Here is a 3,569-nt window from a genome sequence, read left to right as displayed (position 1 = left end):
GTTTGTTCCTGACGGCCTTGTGATCCGCCTGCCATCCAGACATAGGGGACGGGTGGGGGGCCGAATTCTTCCTCTGCCAGTTGCAACAGCCGGGCGGTCGCCGCATCCGACAGGGTCGTTACGATATGTCCGGCATTTTGCGATGTCGCGCCCGCTTCGATCAGGTGGCTAAGAAGTTCGGGGACTTGGGCGATGACCTTTGCCATTTCTTCGGGTTCGGTCAGTTTGCCGATACGGCCTGCCATGTAAACAGCCGACAGCGACTGGCGTGCCAGCAAGTTGTTGGTGGTGATCATGCCAACTGCCTTGCCGTCCTTCATCACCGGCAGATGACGGATATTGTTGCGCGTCATGGTAAGAAGCGCATCAAAGGCGTACTGATCGGGATCAATCGAGATCGGCTTTTCGGTCATGATGGCGGTCACCGGCTCATCATAACTGCGGCCCTTGGCGATGACACGATTGCGCAGGTCACGGTCGGTCATGATCCCGGCAACACCGTCACCGCCTTCGGTGATCAGCAGACAGGAAACGCGTTCCTTGCTCATCAACTGGCCAGCTTCAAGGATCGAGGCTGACTTGTCGATGCTGACCAGTTCGCGGGCAATCAGGTCACTGACCTTCACACTCATCAGTTTGAGCTGATCGTCATCGCGACTTTCGAGCAACTGCATGCCACTACGCAGGCGTTCGCCCCCCATCTGGGCGAAGAAATAGCTAAACTGCGGATACTTGCCAGTTAGAGCATGAAAATCCTTTTCGGGCAGCAAGTAACACAGGCTGTCTTCCAGAGTTGTAATGTTGTTGGCGGCCCGTCCGTTCTGATACATCGCGCGCACACCAAAGCATTCGCCCTCTGACAGACGGGCAAGCAACTGCCCGTTCGGGTCGCGGGTTTCAGTACCGCCGGTGCGGATGATGTAAAGATGAAGGCATTGTTCCTCGGGCGAGAGGACCTTTGTCCCTGCGCGGAAATAGCGGGCCGACAGGCGCTTTGGCAGGGCGTTGATTTCTTCGTCAGGTAACAGATCGAACGGGTGATGTTGTTTTAAAAACTCGGCAATTTCTTCGAGTTCGATGCTCATGACTGTTTTCCTCCGCAAGGGCATGCCCTGAGTGCATTGTTGCCTGACTAAGGCCGAAAAGAAAAGCCCCCGGATCAATGATCCGGGGGCCTGCAACAGTTCCTGGCAAACCAGTTGACCGATTAGTGGTCAACTGCGCCACCGGCTCCTTTCGGAACGCGGATGTCTTCAATCATGTGCTGGATATGCTCTGGCGGCTCAGCGGTGACTTTCGACACAGCGAAAGCAACGATGAAGTTCAGGAGCATACCAACGACGCCAATGCCTTCCGGCGAGATGCCGAACAGCCAGTTTGCTTCGACGTTTTCGATCAATACCGGGATAAAGATGCCCTTGTAGGACATGATATAACCCATGGTGAAGATCAGACCGACCAGCATCCCGGCAATAGCACCTTCACGGTTAACCTTCTTGGAGAAGATACCCATGATGATAACCGGGAACAGCGAGGATGCGGCAAGACCGAAGGCGAAGGCCACCACCTGTGCCACAAAGCCCGGAGGATTGTAGCCCAGATAACCGGCAATCACGATCGCGACCGCAGCCGCAACACGCCCGGCCATCAGTTCCTGTCCTTCTGTCATGTTCGGTGTGAACGTGCCTTTGAGAAGGTCATGTGAAACGCCCGACGAAATCACAAGCAGCAGACCAGCAGCCGTTGAAAGTGCTGCGGCGATACCGCCAGCTGCGACCAGGGCAATAACCCAGTTCGGAAGCTGTGCGATTTCAGGGTTGGCAAGAACCATGATGTCACGGTCAACGCTCAGTTCGTTACCAGCCCAGCCATATTCGGCTGCTTTGGTCGCAAACTCTGCGTTCGCATCGTTGTAATACTGGATGCGGCCGTCACCGTTCTTGTCTTCGAACTTCAGAAGGCCGGTTGCTTCCCAGCGCTTCATCCAGTCCGGACGCTCTTCATAGACGAGGTTACCGTCTTCTGCGCCCACTTCACCGGTCTGGATGGTGTCGGTCAGGTTCAGGCGAGCCATTGCACCAACTGCCGGAGCGGTGGTGTAAAGCAGCGCGATGAAGACCAGCGCCCAACCGGCCGAAGAACGTGCATCACGTACTTTCGGAACGGTGAAGAAGCGAACGATAACGTGCGGAAGACCGGCAGTACCAACCATCAGTGCAAGCGTGATTGCAAAGATATCAATCGTTGACTTGTTGGTGGTGGTGTATTCGAGGAAGCCGAGTTCCGTCACAACCTGGTTCAGGCGATCAAGCATGTATTCGCCGGTGCCATTCACGGTCGAGCCAAATGCCAGCTGCGGCAGCGGATTGCCGGTCAGCTGGAAGGCAATGAAGATTGCCGGAATGGTGTAGGCAATAATAAGAACGCAATATTGTGCAACCTGGGTATAGGTAATGCCCTTCATGCCGCCAAGAACAGCATAGATGAAGACGATGCCCATGCCGACGATCAGGCCGGTGAGGAGTTCAACTTCAAGGAAGCGCGAGAACACGATACCAACGCCGCGCATCTGACCTGCCACATAGGTGAACGAAATAAAGATCAGGCAGATAACAGCAACGATACGGGCGGTTTTGGAATAATAACGATCCCCGATGAATTCCGGCACGGTGAATTTGCCGTACTTGCGAAGGTACGGTGCCAGAAGCATCGCCAGCAGGCAGTAACCGCCTGTCCAGCCCATGAGGTAAACCGAGCCGCCATAGCCAAGGAAGGCAATGAGGCCAGCCATAGAGATAAAGGAAGCAGCTGACATCCAGTCTGCTGCGGTCGCCATGCCGTTGACGACCGGGTTAACACCTTTGCCAGCGACATAGAATTCGCCGGTGGTGCTTGCCTTGGCCCAGATCGCGATGCCGATATACAGCGCGAAGCTCAAGCCGACGGCAATATATGTAAGGGTGGTAAGATCCATCTTGTCTGTCTCCCTGATCCTGCGTCAGTCGTCTTCACGAACGCCGAATTCGCGATCCAGTTTGTTCATCTTGGCCACATAGACGAAAATCAGTGCGACAAAGACGTAAATGGACCCCTGTTGAGCAAACCAGAAACCAAGCTGGAAGCCCGCGATTTCGATAGAGTTGAGGGCATCGACAAACAAGATGCCGAAACCGTAGGAAACGATGAACCAGATCGCGATAAGGACCGAGACCAGCTTCACGTTTCTCTTCCAGTAGGCTGCGCTTTGTTCATCCATCGCGCGTCTCCTTCCTAGAAATGATAACTTTCCCTGCCGACATATTTTTATGCTGTGTTTGTCGGCCGCATGAATGCGTGGCGTTGAATGCATCAAGACACACTCATTGCCTGTAAAGCTCGATACCAGTTTTCGAGAGTCGCCATAAGCTAATCATTAGTCGTATAGAACAGGGTGTTAGAAGGTGTTGTGCCCCAACGTCGAATAAAAATAGTGACAGAATCCGGGCGGTTTTCACTGTGTGCATTGCAGCATTTTAAGGTTGAAAAACATTGCGTCTAAGTGCCTAAAAAGTGACGTTTTTATAACTTAA

At 53.8% G+C, this 3,569-nt stretch carries 3 protein-coding genes; all 3 read right to left on the bottom strand.

Annotated features, from left to right (window positions below; genetic code table 11):
* On the bottom strand, nt 1-1,085 hold a 1,085-nt coding region (locus B3Z49_RS06645; RefSeq protein WP_296989176.1), incomplete at its 3' end, for a CBS domain-containing protein.
* Nucleotides 1,086-1,207: 122 nt separating this feature from the next.
* Nucleotides 1,208-2,974, bottom strand: coding sequence for a sodium:solute symporter family protein (locus B3Z49_RS06640; RefSeq protein ID WP_064789450.1), 1,767 nt, complete (start codon nt 2,972-2,974; stop codon nt 1,208-1,210).
* 24 nt (nt 2,975-2,998) lie between these two features.
* Nucleotides 2,999-3,256 carry a DUF4212 domain-containing protein gene (locus B3Z49_RS06635; RefSeq protein ID WP_008889559.1) on the bottom strand — a complete coding sequence of 86 codons (258 nt, stop codon included), beginning with the start codon at nt 3,254-3,256 and terminating at the stop codon, nt 2,999-3,001.
* Nucleotides 3,257-3,569 lie beyond the last annotated feature (313 nt).

This window comes from Thalassospira sp. UBA1131 (genome assembly GCF_002311515.1).
Taxonomy (GTDB): domain Bacteria; phylum Pseudomonadota; class Alphaproteobacteria; order Rhodospirillales; family Thalassospiraceae; genus Thalassospira.
This window is presented reverse-complemented; position numbering and strand designations above follow the sequence as displayed.